This is a genomic window from Rhodococcus oxybenzonivorans, assembly GCF_003130705.1.
GTDB classification, from domain to species: domain Bacteria; phylum Actinomycetota; class Actinomycetes; order Mycobacteriales; family Mycobacteriaceae; genus Rhodococcus_F; species Rhodococcus_F oxybenzonivorans.
On sequence record NZ_CP021354.1, the window covers coordinates 6,081,816 to 6,098,966 of the forward strand.

Consider the following 17,151-nt stretch of genomic DNA (forward strand, 5'->3'; position numbering starts at 1 on the left):
TGCATCGACCGAAAGGTGCAGGGGCAGTGCTACTCGGGAGCAGAGCGCTATTGACGGAAGGCGTCCAGGCCCTCGGTCGCCATTCGCACCATGTGGTCGGCGAGCCCGGCCGTACGGGTCACCTTGGCGGGCCAGTACGCGATCGAGAAGATCATGCCCAAGCACGACTGGGTGGCCACGGAGACCTCGGCCGGTGACGCGGCGGGGATCGCCCGCGCGACCGCAGTCTCCCAGCCCTGGACGTACTGCTTGCGCCGTCGGTTGATCGCCTTTCGCCACGGATCGACCAGCGACCGGTCCTCGCGCTGGCTGACGTTGACGAGGTGGCGGTGCCTCGCCGCGAAGAGCGCATGATGACGGATCATCCGTTGAAGATCGAGGTCCGCGTCGTCGAGTACCGGCTCGGTGGCGCCGATCAGCTCGTCCATCGCCTCGCCGAACAGAGTAGCCAAGATCTCGTCCTTGCCGGAGAAATGGCGGTAGATTGCGGGGCCACTCAGGCCGGCCCGAGACCCCAATTCGTCGACACTTGTGCCGTGAAATCCCTTCTCGTAAAACAGCTCTGCAGCGGTGTCGAGAATCTTACGGTTACGGTCCACCGAGCCATTCTAGCACCGGACTGTGAACGATCGTTATGATGTGTCGATGACGTCACCAGCAGAAATCCCCTCGTACGTTCAGGTGCTAGCACTGCCCCGCGAGTGTGGGCCGTTGCCGATCCCGTCCGCCTACGAGGACGAGAACGGCCACATGAACATTCGCCACTATTTCGATCTCGAGGCGCAGGCAATCACGGTCGTGTTCGACAGAATGGGCATCACCGACGACTATCGCGCCACGTGCGACCAGGGTTTCTTCACCGCCGAGCACCACATCCGGTACTACGCGGAGGTGCACGTCGGCGACCAGGTGTCGGTCCACGCGCGCATCGTCGAACGTTCCGACAAGATCGTCCACGCCATGGCGTTCCTCGTCGACGACACCACCGAACGCCTCGCGAGCACACTCGAGGTCACCGCGACCCACGTCGACCTCACCACCCGCCGGGTCGTGCCCTTCGCCGACGACGTCGCGGCCGCGGTCGACCGGGAACTCAGCCGCACCGACGTCGGCTGGCCCGCCCCCGTGTGCGGTGCGATGGGCATCCGAACCCGGGCCTGACCCCTATTCCCTACGCAGCTCCCTTTCACAGAGTCGCGGGCAGACACGCACCTTCTCGGTTCAGCACCGATCCGGCCGTGGACCATTCACATCCGGCCGCATGGCCTCTCTTGCAAGAGAGATCCGACGTATCGCCGCAGGTAAAGAGCTTTTTCGCCACCACTCTTGAAAACGCTCGTTATCAGCGCTACATTCGTCATAAGGTAAGACCAAAGCGACTTCGCGGACGGACTCCGCTCCGCGTGCAACAAGAAAGGACCAACAGGTCGATGAGTGACTTCACGGATGTGACGTACGAGGTCGAGAACGGACTCGCCTGGATCACGATCAACCGGCCCGATCGGTACAACGCGTTCCGCGCGCGCACCGTCGACGAGTTGGTGAAGTCGTTCAAGAAGGCGTGGGGCAGTTCCGAGGTCGGGGCGATCGCGCTGACCGGAGCCGGCGAGAAGGCGTTCTGCTCGGGTGGCGACCAGAAGCAGCGTATGGAGACCGGTGACTACGGCCCGTCCGACAGCGGACTGTTCGAGGTCGAGGCGCTGCACCGGGTGATCCGGGACGTCCCCAAACCCGTCATCGCCGCGGTCAACGGTGTCGCGGTCGGCGGCGGCCATGTGCTGCACCTGCTGTGCGACTTGTCCATCGCCGCGGACCACGCCATCTTCGGGCAGAACGGTCCGCGTGTGGGATCGTTCGACGCCGGACTCGGCACCGGATACCTGGCCCGAGCGATCGGAGAGAAGCGTGCGCGGGAGATTTGGTTCCTCTGCCGCCGCTACAGCGCCGAGCAGGCCCTCGACTGGGGTCTGGTCAACAAGGTGGTGCCCGGTGACCAGCTGCGGGCAGAGGTCCGCGCCTGGGCCGACGAGATCCTGCAGCTCTCGCCGACGGCGCTGAAGGTGCTCAAGCAGTCCCTCAACGCCGACACCGAGCACTTCATCGCGCAGGGCAACATGGCCTACTCGACGCTCAAGCTGTTCGGTGAGTCCGCCGAGGCCATCGAGGGCATCAGCGCGTTCAACGAAAAGCGCAAGCCCGACTTCTCCAAGTTCCGCGGCGCCTGACCCTGACTTCCGGACGGCGGGGCTGTCTTCCGCCCCGCCGTCCGGCAACTCATTCCCCAGGACTCGTCACAGAGAGCAGTCGCCCACATGCGATTCACCCAAGAGCAACAGGATTTCGCGGTGGCCGTCCGCGAACTCTGCGACTCCGAATGTAAGACACTTCAGCAGCGTGACGCCCTGACCGAGGGCGGCACTGTGGCCAACAGCTCCGCCTTGCTCGAGAAGTTCGCCGGCCTCGGCTGGCTCGCCGTGTCGCTGCCGGAAGAGTATGGCGGGGGCGGCGCCGGAATGGTCGAGGAATGCATCTTCCTCGAGGAAACCGCGCGTGGGCTCGCCCCGATCATCGCCTATTCCACGGGACTTACGGCCGCACAGACCTATTTGCGCTACGGCACCGAGGAACAGAAGCGCACGATCGTGGGCAACATGGCATCCGGAAGGCTCGAGGCGATCGCACTCAGCGAGCCCGGTGCGGGTTCCGACCTCGGTGGTGTCCGGATCAAGGCGGAACTGGTCGACGACCACTACGTCATCAACGGTCAGAAAACCTGGATCTCCGCGGCACACGTCGCCGAGCACATCCTGCTCCTCGCCCGGACCGACGCGTCCGGGAACAAGCACCAGGGTTTGACCCTTTTCATGGTGCCTGCCGATTCGCCCGGCCTCGAGATCCACGGCATTGAGACCATGGAGGCCCGCACCTGCAATGACCTGTACTTCACCGATGTCGCCGTGCCCGCGAGCGCGGTGGTCGGTACACCTAACCAGGCGTGGCGTCACCTCATGCGGGGACTCAGCGTCGAGCGCCTCATCATCGCGACGATGGCGCTCGGCGGGGCCCAGCGCTCACTCGACGACGTCATCGCCTTCGTCACCGAGCGTGAACAATTCGGTCACAAGATCAGCAGCTTCCAGGCCATCCGTCACCGCATCGCGGATCTCGCCACGGAGATCGCCTTCGCGAAGTCGTTCGTGTACGACGTGGCCGAACGGATCGATGCCGGGCAGGAAGACAACCTCAACCGCGAAGGGTCGATGGCTAAGCTGAAATGTACCGAAATCGCGAAGAAGACCGCACTCGAGGCGATGCAGATGATGGGTGGCTACGGCTATACCCGCGAATACGGCATGGAAGAACAGGTTCGCCGGTCTCTGGCTCCGCCTATCTACGGCGGTACCAACGAGATTCAGCGCGAAATCATCAGCAAGAGCCTGGGCCTGTAGCCCTCGTTCCCGACCATAGGACCATTCCATGACCACTTCTCCCTTCCGTCCCGACGCCCTCGCCGGCAAGCGCGTGCTGATCACCGGCGGCGGCACCGGGCTCGGCCGCGGCGTCGCCCGACACCTCGTCGATCACGGAGCCGAAGTCCACCTGTGGGGCCGTCGGCCCGCTGTCCTCGAGGAAGCCGCGGCGGAGGCGTCCGTCTCCCGCCCGGGCTCGGTCCACTGGCAGACCGTCGATGTCCGCAAGGCTGACCTCGTATCGGCGGCCATGGACGAGATCTGGACGCTTCACGGACCACTGACCGGCGTCATCAACAACGCCGCCGCGAACTTCATCGCCCCCACCGAATCGCTCAGCGCACGCGCCTTCGAGGCCGTCACCTCCACCGTGATGAACGGGTCCTTCAATACCACCCACGCCGCGGGCCGCCGCTGGATCGAAGGCGGTAACAAGGGCGTCGTCTTGTCCACCCTTACCACTTGGGTGTGGAGCGGATCCGCGTTCGTCGTTCCGTCCGCGATGGCGAAAGCTGCCGTGCACTCGATGACGATGTCGCTCGCGGTCGAGTGGGCCCGATACGGCATCCGCCTCAACGCACTCGCCCCCGGACCGATCCCGACCGACTACGCATGGGAAATGCTCAACCCCACCGACAAGAGTGCAGTCGGTGCAACGCAGGCCGACCAGGTGCCGATGGGCCGAATGGGCACGATGGAAGAACTTGCCAACCTCACCACCTTCCTCCTGTCGGACGCCTGCGACTACCTCACCGGCCAGACCATCGCGATGGACGGCGGTCAGATGCTCGCCGGCCCCGGCACTTTCGCCGGTCTGACATCGATGACCAACGAGGACTGGGCCACCGCCCGGGAGAAGAGCAAGGCCGCCAGCGAAGCAGCAAAGGCGCAGCGCGGAGTCTGACCCCACATACGAGGCCTGCCTGCCGGTGACGACGAGGTCCCGGCGGGCAGGCCTCTTCTGTGTGACCCTCGTTCCACTTCGCACCTACCGTTCAGGAGAGACATGATGGTCGAGAACATCGCCGCCCCTCCGTTCATCGCGACCGGCGTCGAAGCGCTGTTCCAGGTAGCACCCGTGACCGGCGACGGCGCCCACGGCAGGTCGGAAATGCCGACCGGACCGTGGCTGTCCGACCAGCGCGGACTGCCCTGCCGTGGCGCTCTCGGTGTTCTGATGGACGACGTGACAGGCTATCCGATCACCGCGCGATGTCCGGCCGGACACTGGTCCGTCACAACGGAATTACACATCGACTTCACCTGCAATCCACCGCTCGACGGATCGATCCTGCAGGCCGACAGCCAAGTCGTCACGACAGATCCGGTCGGCGGTCTGGCGAGCGGCCGAATCGTAGACGAGAACGGGCGGGTCGTTGCCCTCGGAAGCGCCCGCTTGCGATTCGTCGCGGCAGCCTCACCGTCGGGATCCGTATCCGACGACGTCAACCGCTCTCGAGCGAACGCATCCTCGATCATCGAACTCCTCGGCGCCCACCACCGCCGAGACAACGCTTGCGCCGGCCTGGAACTAGACCCGTCGGATTCGCTCTGCAATCCGCTCGGAAACGTTCACGGCGGCGTCCTTCTGTGTGCATCCGAGATCGCCGGCCACTCCGCGGTGGCGCCACACGCCGATTTCCAGACGACGTCGATTGCGATGACATTCGTACGGCCCAGCCCTGGGACCGAGCCGATCACCTTCGCACCCCGGGTGGTCTACCGCGGCCGCAGCTTTGCCGTCATTCACGTCGTCGGACGCAATCGAACCGGAAAGACCTGCACCACAGCGACGGTCACGTGCCATCGCACCTGATCCGATACGACTGAGGCGGTCGGTACTCGCGTACCAACCGCCTCAGTCTCGTCGTCACACTACCGACGGCGCCAATCCCGCGGCGCGGTGGGCGGCGTCGAGGAAAGCCCGCACGAGGTCCCCGTCGCGGTAGTACTGGTCGCCGACTCCGGCGACCGCTCGACGACGTCCGTACTCGTACAGCACCGCCAGCTTCCACAAGGCCAGCGCGGTGTACCAGGGCAGGTTCGACAGGTCGGCTCCCGTGGCGTCCGCGTACCGCTGCGCCAGCTCGTCGCGGGTGGGATACCCCTCCTCGAGCACGGCTACAGCGAGATCCTCGGTCGGTGTGCGTTCCTCCCCCTCGACGGGATACGACGCGAGGAAGTATCCGAGGTCGAACAGGGGGTCACCGATCGTCGCCAACTCCCAGTCCAGCACTGCAGCAATGCGTCCTGGCGAATCGGGAGCGAGGATGACGTTGCCGATGCGATAGTCGTTGTGGATGATCGCCGCACCGGACTCTGCGGGCACGTGAGCGGCGAGCCAGGAGTCGATCTCCGCAAACTCCGGCGGCGGTGTTCCGTCCTCCGCTGCCACCAGTTTGCCCATGCGGCGCAGGTGACGCTCGTTGAACCCGTCGGGCCGGCCGATGTCCTCCAGACCGGCCGCCTGCCAGTCCACTGCGTGCAGTGCGGCGAGAGTGTCGATCAATGCCTCGCCGATCCGGCGACGATCCGCGGGGGCGCTCAACGCCGGCGGTGTCTCGGTAGTGACCACCGGACCGGGAACGTACTCCATCACGTAGAACGGGACATCGAGCACGTCACCGGTCTGTCCGACGGCGAGGACGTCCGCCACCGGCACGCCACTGCCGGCGAGGGCGCCGACAAGGCGCGCCTCCCGCAGCATGTCGTGGGCGCCCGCCGGGACGGGTGGCGGAGGCGGTCGTCGGACGATCACCTGACGAACCCCGTCGGAGACGAGGAACGTCAGGTTGGAATGCCCGTCGCCGATGCGCGCAGTCGTGAGCGGTCCTTCGGTGATCCCGCGCTCGCGCAGGAACGTCTCCAGCGCACCGAGCGTGTCGGGGGTCCATTCCCAGGTCATGCGCTCGCCTCCATCCGTGTGGTCATTTGCCGATTCCTACTGTCCGGTGAAGCGTGGCGCCCGCTTCTCCTTGAAGGCGGCGAGCGCCTCCGGCATGTCTGCGCAGCGGGTGAGCAACGCCTGACCCCGGTTCTCCAATTCCAGTGCCGCCGCATACGACGTCACTTCCTGGTTCCGCTGCAGCGCACGCTTCGACATGCGAATGCCGCCAGGCGAATTCGAAGCGATCGCCTCGGCCACCGCGATGGCCTCGTCGAACAGATCCTCACTGGGGACTACCCGGTTTGCCAGCCCGATCCGGGCAGCCTCCTCGGCGCCGACGAAACGCGCGGTGTACGCGATCTCCGCCGCCCGACCCGGTCCGACGAGCCGGGTGAGCTTCCACGACGTGCCGAGTTCCCCGACGGACAATCCGACCTTGACGAACGCCGCGTTGAACTTCGCGGTCGGCGCCACGAGGCGGATGTCTGCGGCGAGCGCGAGAGCCAGCCCACCGCCCGCCGCGGCACCGTGAATCGCCGCGATAACCGGGAACGGCAGGTGGTACAAAGCCGCCAGCCCACCGGTCGCGGTCTCCTGGAACTTCAGGAAATCACGCACACCCATTTCGGTGATGACGTGGATTTCGTCCAGATCGAACCCGGCACAGAACGACTGCTCGCCCGCTCCCCGAATGATCAGCGCCCGCGCATCGGTGTCGCGCAACGCGTACGCGGCAGTGTTGAACTCAGTGAACATCTTGACCGTCATCGAGTTCATTCGGTCGGGTCGATTGATCGTGAGGACCGCGATCTTGCCCTCGAGTACCTCGAGGGTGAGGGTCTCCAGCTGCGGCGGCACGTAGTTGCTCAGCACCGCCGCATTCTCCCGCACTTCGGTCTGCGTCATCTGGCTCACCTTCCCGTGAACTTAGGGCTGCGCTTCTCTTTGAACGCAGCTAGTGCCTCGGGCATGTCCTCGCCACGGGTGAGCAGTGCCTGACCCCGGTTCTCCAGCTCGAGTGCCGCCGCGTACGACGACACCTCCATATTGGCGTGGAGCGCACGCTTCGACAGCTGCACTCCTGCTGGGGAATTCGCGCGGATGAGGCGCGCCATTGCGAGCGCCTCGTCGAGCAGCGACTCGGCGGGAACGACCGCATTGAGCAGTCCGAGTGACTCGGCCTCGACAGCCTCGATGAAGCGGCCCGTGTAGGCGAATTCCGCTGCCCGCGCCGGACCGATGAGCCGGGGAAGGTGCCAAGAGGCGCCTAGATCACCGGCGGATAGGCCGATCCGTACGAAGGCCGCGTTGAACCGTGCGGCCGGTGAGCCGATCCGGATGTCGGCGGCAAGCGAAAGCGACAGCCCTCCACCGGCGGCCGCACCGTTGACGGCCGCGATCACCGGGACGCGAATGCTGCGGATCGCCGAGAGCGCCCGCGCGGCCAGTTCCTGCTGGTCGAGCATGCCCATCGGTGTCAACGACGACAGTCCGTCGGCATCGTCGAGGTCGAAGCCACCACAGAACGCCTTGCCGGCGCCAGTGAGGATCACGACGCGGAGGTCGTCCTCCTGATCCAGAAGCAGCGCCACCTTCTCCAGCTCGACGAACATGGTGTTCGTCATCGAGTTCATGCGTTCGGGGCGATTCAACGTCACGACGGCGATGCCGGGTTCCGGCCGCTCGAGCGTGAACGTTTCCCATGTCGTGGGCTCGGTCACGAGTTCACTCCTTCTCCAGTTCGGCGATCCCAAGCGATCGCCCTCAGTTCGTGGCCGGACGCGGCGCGTCCGGATGGTCGGGTATCTGTGGAGGTCTTTCAGCACCGCAGCCGCATCGGGCTACCCGCCTCCGCTCGCTTTTTGGTCTGATAATAATACCTTGAATTCGGTCGCGGAGGAATCCTCCCGAACTCGCGTCCGGGCATGCGCACTGACGACCAACACGACAGACACCAGTACGATCACTCCCCCGATCACCAAGGCGGGGGTCACGGGTTCGGAGAGAACAACGGACCCGAGTGCCACAGCCACCACCGGATTCACATAGGTATGCGTGGCCACCAGCGACAGAGGAGCGTGATGCAAAAGCCACGCGTACGCCGTGAAACCGACGATCGAGCCGAAGACGACCAGGTAGCCGAACGCTCCCCATGCCCTTGGTCCGATCGCTCCGTCCAGCCGTTCGCCAGTCGCCACCGATGCGAGCGACATGGCCGCGCCGGCCGCCAGAAGCTGGTACGCCGCAGTCACATACACGTCTTGCGGCAACCAGACCCTCGGCTTGATCCACGACCCGAACGACCACGACAGGCTGGACAGCACGATGACCGCCACCCCGATGACGGGAAGCCCGGACTGCCCACCACCACCGTGCGGCAACACCAGCACGGCGAGACCGATCAGCCCCACGCCGACACCTACCAACTCGAGCACCCGCGGGCGGTCACCGCCCAGCGTGCGATAGAGACAAATCCACAGCGGCACCATGGCGATGAGGAGCGCCGTCACGCCGGAGGGCACGCCGTGCAACTGGCCGACCGAGGTCAGGCCGTTCCCACACGCGAGCAGGAGCACTCCCAGGAAAGCGGCTCCCGCCGCCTCGCGCCACGTGAGGCGCAACCGCCCCCAGCCGCCGCGACAGGCCAGGAAGGCGGCCATCAGCGCACCGGCAAGGAGGAACCGCGCACCCATCGAGCCCAGGGGCGGCACTTCCTCGATGACCAGACGGATCGCAAGGTAGACCGATCCCCAAATCACATAGACGAGGAACAGTGCGAACGCGATCGGACCCCTTCCGACACTCCCGGGCGACATGGCGCTCAGGAGAAGCGCGGAGCGCGCTTCTCCAGGAAGGCCGTGATGCCTTCCTTCGCCTCTCCGTTCTCGAACAGATCCTGCTCCTGAGCCACCTCGAACCCGAAACCCTCCTCGAGTGGCGTGTCGAACGATGCGTCGACCGTGCGGATGACGGCGCGCTGCGCGGGCAGCGACATCGTGCACAACTCAGTGGCGAGTGCCAGCGCGGCCTCCGTGGCGGCGCCTGCCTCGACGAGGCGATCGATCAAGCCGATCGCGTGCGCCTCGGGAGCGAGCACCTGGCGGGCGCTCAGCATGATGTCGAGGGCACGGCCGCGACCGACCAGACGCGGAAGGCGCTGCGTCCCACCTGCTCCGGGAATCAGCCCGAGCTTCACCTCGGGCAATCCGAACTTGGCGTCCGCACCACCGACCCGCAGCGTGCAGGCCATCGCGAGTTCGAGGCCGCCGCCCAGCGCGAGGCCGTCCACCGCGGCGATCGAAATTCGGTCGGCCGATGCGAGCCGGTCGAGCGCACTCCGAAGCCGATCGCCATACGCCGTGAAGGATTCCGCGTCGACGGCCGACATGTGCTTGATGTCGGCGCCGGCCGCGAAGAAGCCGGGAATGTCCGAGCGGACGACGACCACCTTCACGGAGCCGTCGGTGTCCGCTGCGTCGAGTGCCGCGTTCAGACCGTCGATGATCGGCAATCCGAGAGCGTTCGCCGGCCTGCGTTGCAACGTGATCGTCATGACGCCGGCCTCGACGTCGCTCCACGCGACTGCGGGCGTTGCGGTTTCCGACATGCACACCATCCTTCTCGGTCCTGTATTGACCCAACCATACTAATTGTCGGACCGAAATGGAAGATCAGGGTCGCCGCGGAAACTTCTCGAACTCGGGGCGCCGCTTGGCCTTGTACGCCTCGCGTCCTTCTTTCGCCTCCTCCGTCGAGTAGAAGAGCAGATTCGCATCGTGGGCGAGTTGCTGAATACCCGCCATTCCGTCCTCGGCCGCATTGAAACTCGCCTTCATGAGCCGGAGCGCGAACGGCGAGAGCTCGAGCATCTCGCGACACCACTGCACAGTTTCCCGCTCGAGGTCGGCGAGGGGGACAACGGTATTGACCAGGCCCATCTCGCGTGCCTGCTGCGCGTCGTACTGCCGGCACAGAAACCAGATCTCCTTGGCCTTCTTCACCCCGACCAACTCCGCGAGCAATCCCGCGCCGTAGCCACCGTCGAACGACCCCACCTTCGGGCCCACCTGACCGAACCGGGCGTTGTCCGCCGCGATCGTGAGGTCACAGACCAGGTGCAGGATGTGCCCGCCGCCGATCGCGTAGCCGGCGACCATGGCCACCACCGGCTTCGGCAGGCGCCGGATCTGAATCTGCAGATCGGTGACGTGGAACCGCCCGACGCTGCCCGCCTTACCAGGCTCGGTGAGGTAGCCGGTGTCGCCGCGTACCCGCTGGTCGCCGCCCGAGCAGAAGGCGTCAGGCCCCTCCCCCGTCAGCACGATCACGCCGACCGAAGAGTCTTCGCGGGCGTCGACCAGAGCCTCGGAGATTTCCATCAGCGTCTGTGGCCGGAACGCGTTGCGTACCTCCGGACGGCAGATCGTGATTTTCGCGATCCCGTCACCACTGTGTTCGTATCGGATGTCCTCGAACTCACCGACTGCAGTCCAGGACACGAAATCCGTTGTATCACCGTTGTTCGTCATAGAGCGATCATAGGCACACGCGCTAACGATCGTTATCGGCCGAGCCTGCGAATGCCGAAGGTGCGGCCCGGAAAACCGAGCCGCACCTTCGCGTCCTATATCCGTATATCTGTCAGGACATTGTCAGGCCACCGCTGACGGACAGCGTCTGGCCGGTGACGAACTCCGCTGCGTCGGAGGCGAAGTACGCCACCGCCGCGCCGATGTCTTCCGCCTTGCCGAGACGCTTCATCGGCACGGCACGGGTCATGCCTCCGATCACCTTGTCGGCATCCTGGCCGGAGCTGTCGGCGAACTTGCGCAGCGCAGGAGTATCGGTGGGGCCGGGGCACACAGTGTTCGCGGTGACACCCTTCGTCGCGACCTCACGGGCGAGGGTCTTGGTGAAGGCGATGATGCCACCCTTGGCGCCCGAGTACACGGCCTCGAGCGAAGAGCCGACCCGGCCCGCGTCGGAACCGATGTTGATGACACGGCCCCAGCCGCGCTCGACCATGCCCGGGACAGTCGCCTGAATGACCCGGAGCTGGCCCTTGAAGTTGATGTCGAGGATCCGGTCCCAAAACGCCTCGTCCGTCTTCAGGAACGGCATGAAGTCGTCCCAGCCGGCATTGTTCACGACGATCTCGACCGGGCCGAACTGCTCGGCGACCTGCTTCACCGCCGCCTGCACCGACGCGGTGTCGGTGACGTCGACGGGAACGGCGATCGCCTGGCCACCGGCGTCGCGGATGCCGGCCGCGGTCTCCTCGGCGACCTCGAGGTTGAGGTCGGCGACCGCGACGCGGAAGCCGGCAGCGCCCAGTGCGTCGGAAATGCCCTTGCCGATGCCCTGCGCACCGCCGGTCACGAATGCAACTCGATTACTCATGTTCTTCTCCGATTGTGTGTCGTTGTTCGAGGTTCGGTCGACTTCAGCGCAGGCTCGATGCCCACTCGATGGGGCCTGCGACGATCGAATGACTGGTGAGCTTGCGGCCGAGCACACTCTGCGCTTCCCGGGCCGCGTCGATGACGCGAGGAAGGTCGAGGCCCGTCTCGACGCCCATTTCGTGGAACATGCTCACCAGGTCCTCGGTGGCGATGTTGCCGGTCGAGCCCGCCGGAACGGGGCAGCCGCCCAGCTCCCCGAAGCTCGATTCGAAGCTCGCGCAACCTGCTTCGAGGGCCGCGTATGCATTGGCAAGGCCCTGACCGCGGGTGTTGTGGAAGTGGGCGGTCACCTCGACGCCGGGCAGCCGATCAAGCGCTGCCGCGAAGAATTCCGAGGCGTACGCCGGGTTGCACATGCCCGTGGTGTCGCCGAAGCCGATCTCGGTGGCGCCGGCTTCCGCGAACCGTTCGGCGAGGTCGAGCACCCGGGTCAGGTCGACCTTGCCCTCGAACGGGCAGCCGAACGACGTCGCGATCACGGCGGCGCAGTCGAGGCCCTCGGCGACGATCCGTTTGGCCATGACGTCGTTGTCCGCCATCGTTTCGTCGACAGTCCGATTGACGTTCTTCTTGTTGTGGGTGTCCGACGCGCTGACAAAGATCGCGACCTCGTGAAACTTGTCGCGAACCTTCAAGGCGTTCTCGAGGCCCTTGCTGTTGGGCACGAGCACCATCAGCTTCGTCTCGTCGGGGACCTCGATACGCTCGAGCACCTCGACTCCGTCCGCGAGCTGCGGAATGACGTCCGGACGCACGAAACTGGCCACCTCGATCCGGGTGAATCCCGCCCGCCCGAGAGCGTTGATCAACCGCACCTTGTCGTCGGTCGGGATGCGTTCCGGTTCGTTCTGGAAACCGTCACGCGGTCCGACCTCCCGGATCTGGACCCGCTGGGGACGCGTCATGGCGTCGACTCCTTTCCCCTCACTCCGCTGTGGATGCAAGGTCGTATTCCTCGAGATCGAATTCGAGACTCTCGCGGTGCTCGGGTGCTGCCACGGCAATCATGCGGCGCGCGCGCTCACCCAGGGAACATCCGCGCAGTGCCGCGGCACCGTATTCGGTGACCACGAAGTCGACGTCCGCGCGGGCGGTGGTCACCGCGCCGTACTCGAGGGCCGTTTTGATCGTCGACTCCCCTCGCGAATCGGCGCGCATCGCGATGATGGAGCGGCCGCCGGTCATCGCCGCGGCCCGCGAGAAGTCCACCTGGCCCCCGACCGCACCGGCGTAGGTCGTGTTGCGGAGCTCCGCGCCGACCTGACCGGTGAGGTCGACCTCGATCGCCGAGTTGATGGACACGAACGACTTCAGTTGCGAAAGAATCTGCGGCGCATGGGTGTAGCTCGCCGGACGGAACGCCACCGGAAGTCCGGGAAGCCGGTCGTAGAGGGTGGCCGTTCCGAGCGCGGCGCCCGCGACGTGTAGTCCCGGGTCGATCTCTTTCCGCGCCCCGGTCAGCACACCTCGGTCGATCAGTCGCAGTGCCGCATCGGAGATCATGCCGGAATGCAGTCCTAGGTCCTGGTGTCCCGCGAGGGCGGTGAGGACGGCGGACGGCAACGTCCCGACGCCGATCTGGATCGTGTCGCCGTCCGCCACGAGATCGGCGACGTTCCGTGCTATCGCCAGTTCCACGTCCGCGGGCTCGCGGTCCGGCGCCTCGAGCAACGGCCGGTCGGACTCGACCACCGCGGCGAACCGCGACAGCGGAATTTTCGGTGCCCCGAGAGTGACGGGCATGCGCCGATTGATCTCGGCGATGAGGACCGGCGTGTGATCGAGGGCATCCGCGATGTAGTCGACACCGACGCCGAGCGAGCAGTTTCCGGCCGAGTCCGGCGGTGAGACCTGCACGAAGCCCACGTCGCACGGCAGCCGCCGTTCGGCGAACAGCCGCGGCAGGGCCCCGTAATGGCAGGGCACGACCTCGAGGTGGGCAAGGCGGCGCAGTTCACCGAGGCCACCATAGGAGACGATGGACAACTCGTCCGGCAGTTCGCTGGTCAGCCGCCGATTCCAGGTGAGCCCGACGAAGGCCCGGACGGGGCCGATCGACGGCACCTGGTCGAGCAGGGCGTGGACGAGCGGGGTGGGTTCCGCGCTCGTCTGGCTCCACCAGATCCCGTCGCCGGGCCGGATGTGCTGCGTCAGGTCGATCATCAGCCGATCCGCTGAATAAGGGTCGCCGTTCCCAGACCGCCGCCGCAGCACATGGTCACCAAGCCGATTTCGGCGTCACGCCGCTCGAGTTCCGCGACGATCGTGGCGATGAGACGCGCACCCGTCGCACCGACGGGGTGCCCGAGCGCGATCGCGCCGCCGTTGACGTTGACCTTGTCCATGTCCGGCTTCAGTTCCCGCTCCCAGGCCAGGACGACCGAACTGAACGCCTCGTTGACCTCGAAGAGATCGATGTCGTTGATGCTCATCCCGTTGCGGTCGAGCAACTTCTGGGTCGCCGGGATCGGGCCGGTCAGCATGATGATCGGATCGACCCCGACGGTAGTCTGATCGAGGATACGGGCCCGCGCATGCAGTCCGTGAGTGTCGACCGCCTCCCGGGAGGCGAGCAGCACACCGGAAGCCCCATCGGAGATCGGCGACGAACTGCCCGCCGTGATACGGCCGTCCTTCCGGAACGCAGTCTTCAGGCCCGCGAGGCTGTCGAGAGTCGTTCCGGGACGGACGGTCTGGTCGGTGACACGGGTCTCGCCGGCGAGGTCGAGCGGGATCATCTCGGCGTCGAACCGACCGGCCTCGATGGCCTCGGTCGCGAGACGATGTGATCGGACAGCGAACTCGTCCATATCCTGCCGGGAAATTCCCCACCGATCCGCGATGAGTTCGGCGCTCTCACCCTGGTGCACGAAGTCGTAACGCTCACGCAGCGCTTCCGGCCACGGGTCGCCGTACAGTTCGGAGATCTTCGCGGGTGAGGTGATGGGCACGTGTCCCATGTGCTCCACCCCACCGGCGAGGACGACGTCGTGGGTGCCGGAGCCGACCAGTGCGGCACCCATCTCGACCGCGGTCTGCGCGGACCCGCAACGGCGGTCCAGCACCACAGCCGGGACCTCCGGCGGGTAGCCGACCTGCAGCCAGGCGTTGCGGCCGATGTTTCGGGACTGCTCGCCGAACGGTGCAGTGCAGCCGATCACGAGGTCCTCGACGACGGCCGGGTCGAGGCCGCTGCGGCGAATCAAGTCCGTGTAGACCGCACCGAGCATGTCGTTGGGGTGGGTGTCGCGGAACCAGCCGCGCTCGGGGTGCGATTTGCCCATGGGAGTGCGGGCCGCTTCCGCGATGACGACCTCGCGCGCGGACCGCTGGAAGGGGTTGCGCTTCTCGACCATCAGATCACCGTTCCGCCGTCGACGGGCAGTACCTGGCCCGTGATGTACGACGCGCCGTCGGACGCGAAGAACACGAAGCTGGACGAGATCTCGTCCGGTTCCGCCCAGCGGCCCAGCGGGATTCGCGCGAGTGTCTTCGCGGAGAGCTTCTCGTTGCTGCGGATGTTCGCCGTCATCTTGGTGGCGGCGAGCGGCGCGATCGCGTTGACCGTGATCTGCTTCTTGGCGAGTTCACGCGCCAGCGACTTCGTGAGTCCGATGATGCCCGCCTTCGCGGCACCGTAGTTGGCCTGCCCGATGGTGCCCTGGAGTCCGGCGGCGGAAGTCACGTTGATGATGCGGCCGCTGCCATCGGACGGCAGGTACGGCAGGGCGGCCTTGCTGCAGACGAAGCTGCCGACGAGGTGGATGTCGACGATGCGGCGGAAGTCCTCTTCTTCGAGGTTCGGGAACATCGCCGGCGCGATGGCACCCGCGTTGTTGACCAGAATGTTCAGGGTGCCGTCGTTCAGCGCAGCGGCCTGCTCCGCCGCAGCCGCCGCCTGATCGCCGTTGCGGACGTCGAGGGCCGCGGACTTCGCGACACCGCCTGCCGAGGTGATCTCCGCTGCCACGGCCGCCGCGGCATCGGCGTCGACGTCGGTGACGAGCACCGCCGCACCTGCTCGCGCGTAGGCATGCGCCACCGAGGCGCCGATTCCACTACCCGCACCGGTGACGAGTGCGGACTTTCCGGTGAGTTCGAACATCAGTAGCTCCTGGGGAGGCCGAGGACGTGCTCGCCGAGGTAGTTGAGAACCATCTCCTGGCTGAGCGGGGCGATTTTGGTGAGGCGGGCTTCGCGGAAGTACCTGGCCACGTGGTACTCCTCCGAGTAGCCCATGCCGCCATGGGTCTGGAGAGCGCGGTCGGCGGCCTGGAAACCGGCGTCGGCGCACAGGTATTTGGCCATGTTGGCTTCGCGGGCGCACGGCTTTCCGTTGTCGTAGAGCCACGTCGCCTTACGCAAGACGAGTTCAGCGGCGTCGAGGCGAGCGAGGGAATCCGCGAGCGGGAACTGCAAACCCTGATTCATGCCGATGGGGCGACCGAATACCTCACGCTCGTTGGCGTACTGGACGCCCCGGCGAAGAGCGGCCCGGCCGATACCGAGCGCCTCGGACGCGACCAGCATGCGCTCCGGGTTGAGGCCGTCGAGAATGTACTTGAAGCCCTTGCCCTCCTCGCCCACCCGATCCTCGACGGGAATCTCGAGATTGTCGATGAACAATTCGTTCGACGTGACCGCGTTGCGCCCCATTTTCTTGATCGGGCGGATGTCGACCTTCGAGCGATCCAGGTCGGTGAGGAACAGCGTCAGGCCGTCCGTCTTCTTCTTCGCGTCCTCGAACTTCGTTGTGCGGGTGAGGAGAAGGATTTTCTCCGACTCCATCGCCTTGGAGATCCAGACCTTGCGGCCGTTGACGATGTACTTGTCACCCTCGCGTCGCGCGAAGGTGGTGATCTTGGTGGTGTCCAAACCGGCGCCGGGCTCGGTGACGCCGAAGCAGACGTGCAGGTCGCCGTCGACGATCCGCGGAAGGGTGCGCTGCTTGAGTTCCTCCGAGCCGTGCACGATCACCGGGTGCATCCCGAAGATCGAGAGGTGCATCGAACTCGCGCCGTTCATGCCGGCGCCGGAAGCGGCGACTTCCTCCAGCAGGATCGATGCCTCGGTGATACCCATACCGTGCCCGCCGTACGCCTCGGGCGTGGTGATGCCGAGCCAGCCACCCTTGGCGAACGCGTCGTAGAACTCGGTGGGGAACTCGTGCTCGCTGTCCTTCTCCACCCAGTACTGCTCGTCGAACTTGCCGGCCAGCTCTCGCACCGCTCCTCGGATCGTTGCCTGATCCTCGGTCAGATCAAAGTCCACAGCACGTCCCATCGTCGTCGAAACCGTTTGGACTTAAGTTACTAAAGGACAGACCAAAAAG

The 17,151-nt window shown here is 65.7% G+C and carries 18 protein-coding genes; 5 read left to right on the plus strand and 13 right to left on the minus strand.

Annotation, left to right across the window (positions count from 1 at the left end; genetic code table 11):
* Positions 1-47: 47 nt before the first annotated feature.
* The gene (locus tag CBI38_RS28135; protein WP_109334123.1) at positions 48-599 is read right to left on the minus strand and encodes a TetR/AcrR family transcriptional regulator; all 552 of its coding nucleotides are present in this window, start codon (positions 597-599) and stop codon (positions 48-50) included.
* A 46-nt stretch (positions 600-645) separates the two neighbouring features.
* On the opposite strand from CBI38_RS28135, the gene CBI38_RS28140 reads away from it, so the two are divergent.
* The 5 genes from CBI38_RS28140 to CBI38_RS28160 all read left to right on the plus strand — a co-directional run bounded on the left by CBI38_RS28140 (position 646) and on the right by CBI38_RS28160 (position 5,286).
* Positions 646-1,161: a thioesterase family protein gene (locus tag CBI38_RS28140; RefSeq protein WP_109335423.1), complete on the plus strand. Its 516-nt coding sequence runs from the start codon at positions 646-648 to the stop codon at positions 1,159-1,161.
* Between the two features lie 269 nt (positions 1,162-1,430).
* The gene (locus CBI38_RS28145; RefSeq protein ID WP_109334125.1) at positions 1,431-2,225 is read left to right on the plus strand and encodes an enoyl-CoA hydratase-related protein; all 795 of its coding nucleotides are present in this window, start codon (positions 1,431-1,433) and stop codon (positions 2,223-2,225) included.
* A gap of 87 nt (positions 2,226-2,312) precedes the next feature.
* On the plus strand, positions 2,313-3,449 hold the full coding sequence (locus tag CBI38_RS28150) for an acyl-CoA dehydrogenase family protein (RefSeq protein ID WP_109334127.1): 1,137 nt from the start codon (positions 2,313-2,315) through the stop codon (positions 3,447-3,449).
* A 28-nt stretch (positions 3,450-3,477) separates the two neighbouring features.
* On the plus strand, positions 3,478-4,374 hold the full coding sequence (locus tag CBI38_RS28155; RefSeq protein ID WP_109334129.1) for an SDR family oxidoreductase: 897 nt from the start codon (positions 3,478-3,480) through the stop codon (positions 4,372-4,374).
* A 102-nt stretch (positions 4,375-4,476) separates the two neighbouring features.
* On the plus strand, positions 4,477-5,286 hold the full coding sequence (locus CBI38_RS28160) for a PaaI family thioesterase (RefSeq protein WP_109334131.1): 810 nt from the start codon (positions 4,477-4,479) through the stop codon (positions 5,284-5,286).
* A gap of 54 nt (positions 5,287-5,340) precedes the next feature.
* Here CBI38_RS28160 and CBI38_RS28165 read toward each other — a convergent pair whose 3' ends face one another.
* From CBI38_RS28165 to CBI38_RS28220, 12 genes are all read right to left on the minus strand, one after another.
* Positions 5,341-6,375: a phosphotransferase family protein gene (locus tag CBI38_RS28165; protein ID WP_109334133.1), complete on the minus strand. Its 1,035-nt coding sequence runs from the start codon at positions 6,373-6,375 to the stop codon at positions 5,341-5,343.
* A 36-nt stretch (positions 6,376-6,411) separates the two neighbouring features.
* Entirely contained in the window at positions 6,412-7,263 is an 852-nt protein-coding gene (locus CBI38_RS28170) for an enoyl-CoA hydratase/isomerase family protein (RefSeq protein ID WP_109334134.1), read from the minus strand.
* A 5-nt stretch (positions 7,264-7,268) separates the two neighbouring features.
* Entirely contained in the window at positions 7,269-8,078 is an 810-nt protein-coding gene (locus CBI38_RS28175) for an enoyl-CoA hydratase/isomerase family protein (RefSeq protein WP_109334136.1), read from the minus strand.
* Positions 8,079-8,198: 120 nt separating this feature from the next.
* Positions 8,199-9,173: an EamA family transporter gene (locus tag CBI38_RS28180; protein WP_109334138.1), complete on the minus strand. Its 975-nt coding sequence runs from the start codon at positions 9,171-9,173 to the stop codon at positions 8,199-8,201.
* Between the two features lie 5 nt (positions 9,174-9,178).
* A complete protein-coding gene (locus tag CBI38_RS28185; protein ID WP_109334140.1) occupies positions 9,179-9,964 on the minus strand; it encodes an enoyl-CoA hydratase-related protein in 786 nt (261 codons plus the stop codon).
* 64 nt (positions 9,965-10,028) lie between these two features.
* Entirely contained in the window at positions 10,029-10,886 is an 858-nt protein-coding gene (gene menB / locus CBI38_RS28190; protein ID WP_109334142.1) for a 1,4-dihydroxy-2-naphthoyl-CoA synthase, read from the minus strand.
* 112 nt (positions 10,887-10,998) lie between these two features.
* Positions 10,999-11,757, minus strand: coding sequence for an SDR family NAD(P)-dependent oxidoreductase (locus CBI38_RS28195; protein ID WP_109334144.1), 759 nt, complete (start codon positions 11,755-11,757; stop codon positions 10,999-11,001).
* A gap of 43 nt (positions 11,758-11,800) precedes the next feature.
* The gene (locus CBI38_RS28200; RefSeq protein WP_109334146.1) at positions 11,801-12,724 is read right to left on the minus strand and encodes a hydroxymethylglutaryl-CoA lyase; all 924 of its coding nucleotides are present in this window, start codon (positions 12,722-12,724) and stop codon (positions 11,801-11,803) included.
* Positions 12,725-12,743: 19 nt separating this feature from the next.
* On the minus strand, positions 12,744-13,982 hold the full coding sequence (locus tag CBI38_RS28205; protein ID WP_109334148.1) for an acetyl-CoA hydrolase/transferase family protein: 1,239 nt from the start codon (positions 13,980-13,982) through the stop codon (positions 12,744-12,746).
* Positions 13,982-15,175 carry a thiolase family protein gene (locus CBI38_RS28210; RefSeq protein ID WP_109334150.1) on the minus strand — a complete coding sequence of 398 codons (1,194 nt, stop codon included), beginning with the start codon at positions 15,173-15,175 and terminating at the stop codon, positions 13,982-13,984. Before CBI38_RS28210 ends, CBI38_RS28205 begins: the two co-directional genes overlap by 1 nt.
* Positions 15,175-15,924 carry an SDR family NAD(P)-dependent oxidoreductase gene (locus CBI38_RS28215; protein ID WP_109334151.1) on the minus strand — a complete coding sequence of 250 codons (750 nt, stop codon included), beginning with the start codon at positions 15,922-15,924 and terminating at the stop codon, positions 15,175-15,177. The genes CBI38_RS28210 and CBI38_RS28215 overlap by 1 nt, the downstream gene beginning before the upstream one ends.
* A complete protein-coding gene (locus CBI38_RS28220; protein ID WP_109334153.1) occupies positions 15,924-17,090 on the minus strand; it encodes an acyl-CoA dehydrogenase family protein in 1,167 nt (388 codons plus the stop codon). Before CBI38_RS28220 ends, CBI38_RS28215 begins: the two co-directional genes overlap by 1 nt.
* Between the last annotated feature and the right edge of the window lie 61 nt (positions 17,091-17,151).

What these genes read in the sequence shown, in the direction of transcription:
- CBI38_RS28140 (WP_109335423.1), top strand. Translation starts at nt 646, where the DNA reads ATGACGTCACCAGCAGAAATCCCCTCGTACGTTCAGGTGCTAGCACTG.
- CBI38_RS28145 (WP_109334125.1), top strand. Translation starts at nt 1,431, where the DNA reads ATGAGTGACTTCACGGATGTGACGTACGAGGTCGAGAACGGACTCGCC.
- CBI38_RS28150 (WP_109334127.1), top strand. Translation starts at nt 2,313, where the DNA reads ATGCGATTCACCCAAGAGCAACAGGATTTCGCGGTGGCCGTCCGCGAA.
- CBI38_RS28155 (WP_109334129.1), top strand. Translation starts at nt 3,478, where the DNA reads ATGACCACTTCTCCCTTCCGTCCCGACGCCCTCGCCGGCAAGCGCGTG.
- CBI38_RS28160 (WP_109334131.1), top strand. Translation starts at nt 4,477, where the DNA reads ATGATGGTCGAGAACATCGCCGCCCCTCCGTTCATCGCGACCGGCGTC.
- CBI38_RS28165 (WP_109334133.1), bottom strand. Translation starts at nt 6,375, where the DNA reads ATGACCTGGGAATGGACCCCCGACACGCTCGGTGCGCTGGAGACGTTC.
- CBI38_RS28170 (WP_109334134.1), bottom strand. Translation starts at nt 7,263, where the DNA reads ATGACGCAGACCGAAGTGCGGGAGAATGCGGCGGTGCTGAGCAACTAC.
- CBI38_RS28180 (WP_109334138.1), bottom strand. Translation starts at nt 9,173, where the DNA reads ATGTCGCCCGGGAGTGTCGGAAGGGGTCCGATCGCGTTCGCACTGTTC.
- CBI38_RS28185 (WP_109334140.1), bottom strand. Translation starts at nt 9,964, where the DNA reads ATGTCGGAAACCGCAACGCCCGCAGTCGCGTGGAGCGACGTCGAGGCC.
- menB (WP_109334142.1), bottom strand. Translation starts at nt 10,886, where the DNA reads ATGACGAACAACGGTGATACAACGGATTTCGTGTCCTGGACTGCAGTC.
- CBI38_RS28195 (WP_109334144.1), bottom strand. Translation starts at nt 11,757, where the DNA reads ATGAGTAATCGAGTTGCATTCGTGACCGGCGGTGCGCAGGGCATCGGC.
- CBI38_RS28200 (WP_109334146.1), bottom strand. Translation starts at nt 12,724, where the DNA reads ATGACGCGTCCCCAGCGGGTCCAGATCCGGGAGGTCGGACCGCGTGAC.
- CBI38_RS28205 (WP_109334148.1), bottom strand. Translation starts at nt 13,982, where the DNA reads ATGATCGACCTGACGCAGCACATCCGGCCCGGCGACGGGATCTGGTGG.
- CBI38_RS28210 (WP_109334150.1), bottom strand. Translation starts at nt 15,175, where the DNA reads ATGGTCGAGAAGCGCAACCCCTTCCAGCGGTCCGCGCGCGAGGTCGTC.
- CBI38_RS28215 (WP_109334151.1), bottom strand. Translation starts at nt 15,924, where the DNA reads ATGTTCGAACTCACCGGAAAGTCCGCACTCGTCACCGGTGCGGGTAGT.